We start from the raw sequence: 4,114 nt of genomic DNA on the forward strand, positions 1-4,114 counted from the left end.
GGCCTCACCCGACTCCGACCGCCCCCACGGCTCCACCATCTTCAGCGGCGATCTCCACATCCAAGGCGACTTCGTTCTTGGCAACAAAATCACCCACGACCGCTGAGGGCGTCTCTCCCCAACGTTCATTGACCCCGCGCAGCAGCCGGGCCCACTTGACGGGGGAACGCGAAACCGCGAAATTCCGGACAGCCGTGAACCGCAGCAGCCATGCGGTCGCGTCCTCGGTGAGTGAGGTACCGGACTCGGTCCGATAGACGTCGAGGAAAGCCTCCGCCAGATCCCAACGCAGTCTCGCCGGCTGGAGATATGCCAGATGAAGCGCCGCCAGCGTGGCGTCATACCACTGGACGTCCCAGTGGGCCCGGTCCCAATCCACGATCTCGACGACCTCGCCGTCCCGGACGAGGAGGTTCTCGGTGCGCAGATCATGATGGGTGAGTCCCTCGGGCCCGAGGTCCAACTCCGTCCTCCCGGCGCGGAGCCGGGTCAACTCCGTCTCTATGGACTTGATGTGGCCGGGGGCCCTTTCCCGGGACGCCATGTCGTCCAGCAGGGCGTCGATGCCGTCGAGTACGCCGAACAGCCCCCAGTCGTAGACTTGCAAGCCGTACCGCGGGGCGCATGCGACCGCGCGATCGATGATGCTCGCGGACCGGTGCACGAGCGCCAGTTTCCGCGCGGCATCCGCGACGAGCGACGGTGAAAGCCAGTCGGGCGCCCGGTCGTGCTCGGTGTAGGAGCGGACGAACCAGCGGTTGGACGGTCCCGTCACCCAGTCGCGAGCGCGCCGCCGCGAGGTGGCGACCGGGGAGCGCACCACGGAGGCCGCGTCCGTCCTCGCGAGCGCCCGCATGATCGTGAACTGCCGGGAAAAGGGGATCCGCCCACGCTCCTTGCGCACCTTCGAGGCCACGTAGAGACGGCCGCCCTGCCGATAGGTGTAGTGCAGGCTGTAGTGCCGGCGAGGAGCGCCGAGGAACTCGGGGCGGCGATGGCCGTAATGCCATCTGAGAATCTCACGACAAGTGAGAAAACGGTCATTCGGATCGAGCAAGGCACGTCCTTGGCGCTTGAACCCGGGTCTCCCTTAGACCCCAGGCAGCAAATTGCACCACAGGTCGCTCTGTGAATACCTTTTGAATCCCGAATCAACAACCTGTCGGGATCAGGATTTGGGCCGGCGCTACAGCAGCCTTTCGAGCTCCTGGGAGATGGCGGCCGCCTCGGCGGTCGCGGCCCTTGCGTCGGCCGTTCGCCCGGCGGCGGTGTGGATGGTCGCCAGCAGCCGGAGCGTCCTGGCCTCTTCATGGCGGTCGCGTAGCTGCAAAGCCACGTCCTGTGCCTGGAGGGCCTTCGTCAGCGCCTCGGCGGTGCGGTCGAGGGCCATCAGAATCTCGGCCAGCGCCCGCAGCGTGACCGACTGACCGTAGCGGTATCCGACGCTCTCCTCCAGCGTGAAGGCCATTTCGGCGGTGCGGAGCGCCTTTTCCGCGAGCCCCATTCTCAGATACACCTTGCCGAGCAGGTCGAGCGAACTCGTGATCCCCCGCTCGTCGCCGATGAGATGGCAGAGTCGCAGGGACCGTTTCGCCGCACGCCGTGCCCGGCCCAGCGGGCCGGCGTTGAGCTCGATGAGGCCGAGGGCGTTGAGCGCGGTCGCCTCTCCGTGCCGGCCGCCGATCGAGCGGCTGATGGCCAGTGAGGACTCGGCCTCCGTCCTGGCCTCGTCGAACATGCCCATCCGCCGGTAGCAGCGGCACAGGCTGTCGCGTGCCTCGGCCTCGCCCTGCCGGTCCCCGAGTTCCTGGAGGACGTCCAGCGCCTCAAGACCCGCCTTCAGCGCGTCCTCGTACCGGCCGAGGCGACGCCGGAGCGAGGAGAGGCACACCAGCGCCCGGCCCTCGCCGTGCCGGTCGGCGATCTTCCGGCGGATGACGAGGGCCTGCTCGATGTGCTCACATGCCTGGGCGTGCCGGCCCGTCCACCGGTAGAGGTCACCGAGGAACGCGAGCGTCTCCCCTTCGCCGTGGCGGTCCCCGATCTGCTGGCGGATCTCCAGCGCCCGTTCGGCGGAGTCGAGCGAGTGATCGACGTTTCCCCAGCCGAAGTAGATGCGGGCCATGTTGTCGAGGGTCTCGGCCTCGCCCCTGATGTCGCCGATCTCCCTGCGGATGGTCAGCGCGTCGTCGGCGCACCGGTAGGCCATGCCGTACTTGCTGAGCCCCTGATAGCCGCGGGCCAGGGTGTCGAGCGTGGTCGCCTCGGCGTGCCGGTCGCTGATCTCACGGCGGATCGCCAGTGCCTGCCTGCCCAGTTCGAGGGCCATCCGGTAGTCGCTGAGCTGGAGGTGCGTCCTGGCCAGGTTGTCCAGGACGGCCGACTCGCCGTAGTGGTCCTCGACCTGGATGCTGAGCTGGAGGGCGGACGCGGCCTCCAGGAGTGCCTCCTGCGGCCGGCCGAGGTCGCGGTAGATCACGGCTATGTGGTGATGCATGAAGAAACGGGCCGGCGGGTTGGACTCGCGTTGGGCCGCCTCCAGGCCGAGCCGGTGCAGTTCCAGGTTCTCGTGGCAGTACCGGCGCAGTTCGAAGAAGTCATAGACGGCGTCCGCGAGTTCCCAGGTCAGCCGGCTCCACCCCATGCGGGCGACGTGCCGCGTGATCTCGGCCAGGTTCGGCTGTTCGAGCGCGAACCATTCGAGGTGCCGCGCCCGCTCGGCCGGGTCCGGGTTCACCGGCGGCGCGGTCATCTCCTGCCGTATCGTCCGGCGGTACCTGTCGAGGAACCGTCCGGCCTGCTGGGCCGTGGTGAGGTACCACATCGCGAGCCGCTCGATCGCCGCGGTCCGGACGACGGGCGAGTCCTCCTTGAGGGCACGTGCTTGCGCGTACTCGCGCAGCAGTTCGTGCAGGTGGTAACGGCCGCCTCCGATCGCCTGCACGAGCCCGGCGGTCTCCAGCCGGTCGAGGAGCCGCCGCGCCGCCTGCGGCGTGGCCGCCAGGAGCGCGCCGACCGCCTCGGGCGCGACATTGGGTCCCTCCACCAGCCCGAGGAGCCGGAACGCCCGCCGTGATTCCGAGTTGAGCCCCCGGTAGGACAGGTCGAACGTGGCGCCGACGGCCTCCCGCGGGTCGTCGCCCAACGCCAGGTTCGACAGCCGGTCCCCGTCGGCGAGCGCCTCCACGGTCTCGGCGACCGACTGCTGGGGGCGGGTGGCGAGGTTCGCCGCGGCGACGCGCAGTGCCAGGGGGAGGCGCGCGCACATCTTGACGAGTTCCACTGCGGCGTCCGGCTCCCGCCGCGTCCGCTCCTGGCCGGCGACCTCGCCGACCAGTTCGAGCGCCTCGGCCTCGGAGAGGAGGTCGAGTGCCTGAGCGCGCGCGCCGAACCTGGCCACCAGCGCGGTCATCTTCCGGCGGGCGGTCACCACGACCACGCACGAGGGTGTCCCCGGCAGGAGCGGATAGACCTGCTGGGCGTTCGCGGCGTCGTCGAGCACGACCAGCACCTTCTTGTTGGCGAGCCGCGAGCGGTAGAGCGCCGCGAGCTCGTCCTCGTCGACGGGGAGCCGGCTGGACGGGATGCCGAGCGTCCGCAGCACCTGGCCGAGCGCCTCCCGCGGGGACACGGCGCCGCGCCTGGCGTTCCCGCGCAGATCGATGAAGAGCTGCCCGTCCGGGAAGCGCTCGGACATCAGATGCGCCCAGTGCACCGCGAGCGCCGTCTTCCCGATTCCCGGCATGCCGGTGAGCGCGATGACCACCGGGGCGGGGCCGTCCGCCGCGACGAGGGCGTCGAGGCCCGCGAGGACGTCCTGGCGTCCGGCGAATCCCGGGACGTCCAGGGGAAGCTGGCGAGGGGGGGCGTCGGCCTCGGGAAGTGCGGCGGTCATGTGAACGATCTTGTCGCCGGAGACCGAGTCTCCGCCGATGCTCGCCCCGCTCAGAACGGTCGTCATGCCGGGCCCTCCGCGGTTAGATCGACCTGGGCCCACGGTAACCCGAGACGTTCCCACGGAACTGCGGAGAACTGCACACACCGGCCGTGCGGCCGCATGGGCCACCGGGCCTACGCGGAGGGTGGAGGACGGGGGAGGGTGACGGTCACCTGG

At 69.7% G+C, this 4,114-nt stretch carries 2 protein-coding genes; both read right to left on the reverse strand.

Annotation, left to right across the window (positions count from 1 at the left end; all coding sequences use genetic code 11):
- Positions 1–4: 4 nt before the first annotated feature.
- Positions 5–1,057 carry a phosphotransferase gene (locus tag E1285_RS43715; RefSeq protein WP_132160798.1) on the reverse strand — a complete coding sequence of 351 codons (1,053 nt, stop codon included), beginning with the start codon at positions 1,055–1,057 and terminating at the stop codon, positions 5–7.
- 129 nt (positions 1,058–1,186) lie between these two features.
- Positions 1,187–3,961: a tetratricopeptide repeat protein gene (locus E1285_RS43720; protein WP_132160799.1), complete on the reverse strand. Its 2,775-nt coding sequence runs from the start codon at positions 3,959–3,961 to the stop codon at positions 1,187–1,189.
- Between the last annotated feature and the right edge of the window lie 153 nt (positions 3,962–4,114).

This window comes from Actinomadura sp. 7K507, assembly GCF_004348425.1.
Classification (GTDB): Bacteria; Actinomycetota; Actinomycetes; order Streptosporangiales; family Streptosporangiaceae; genus Spirillospora.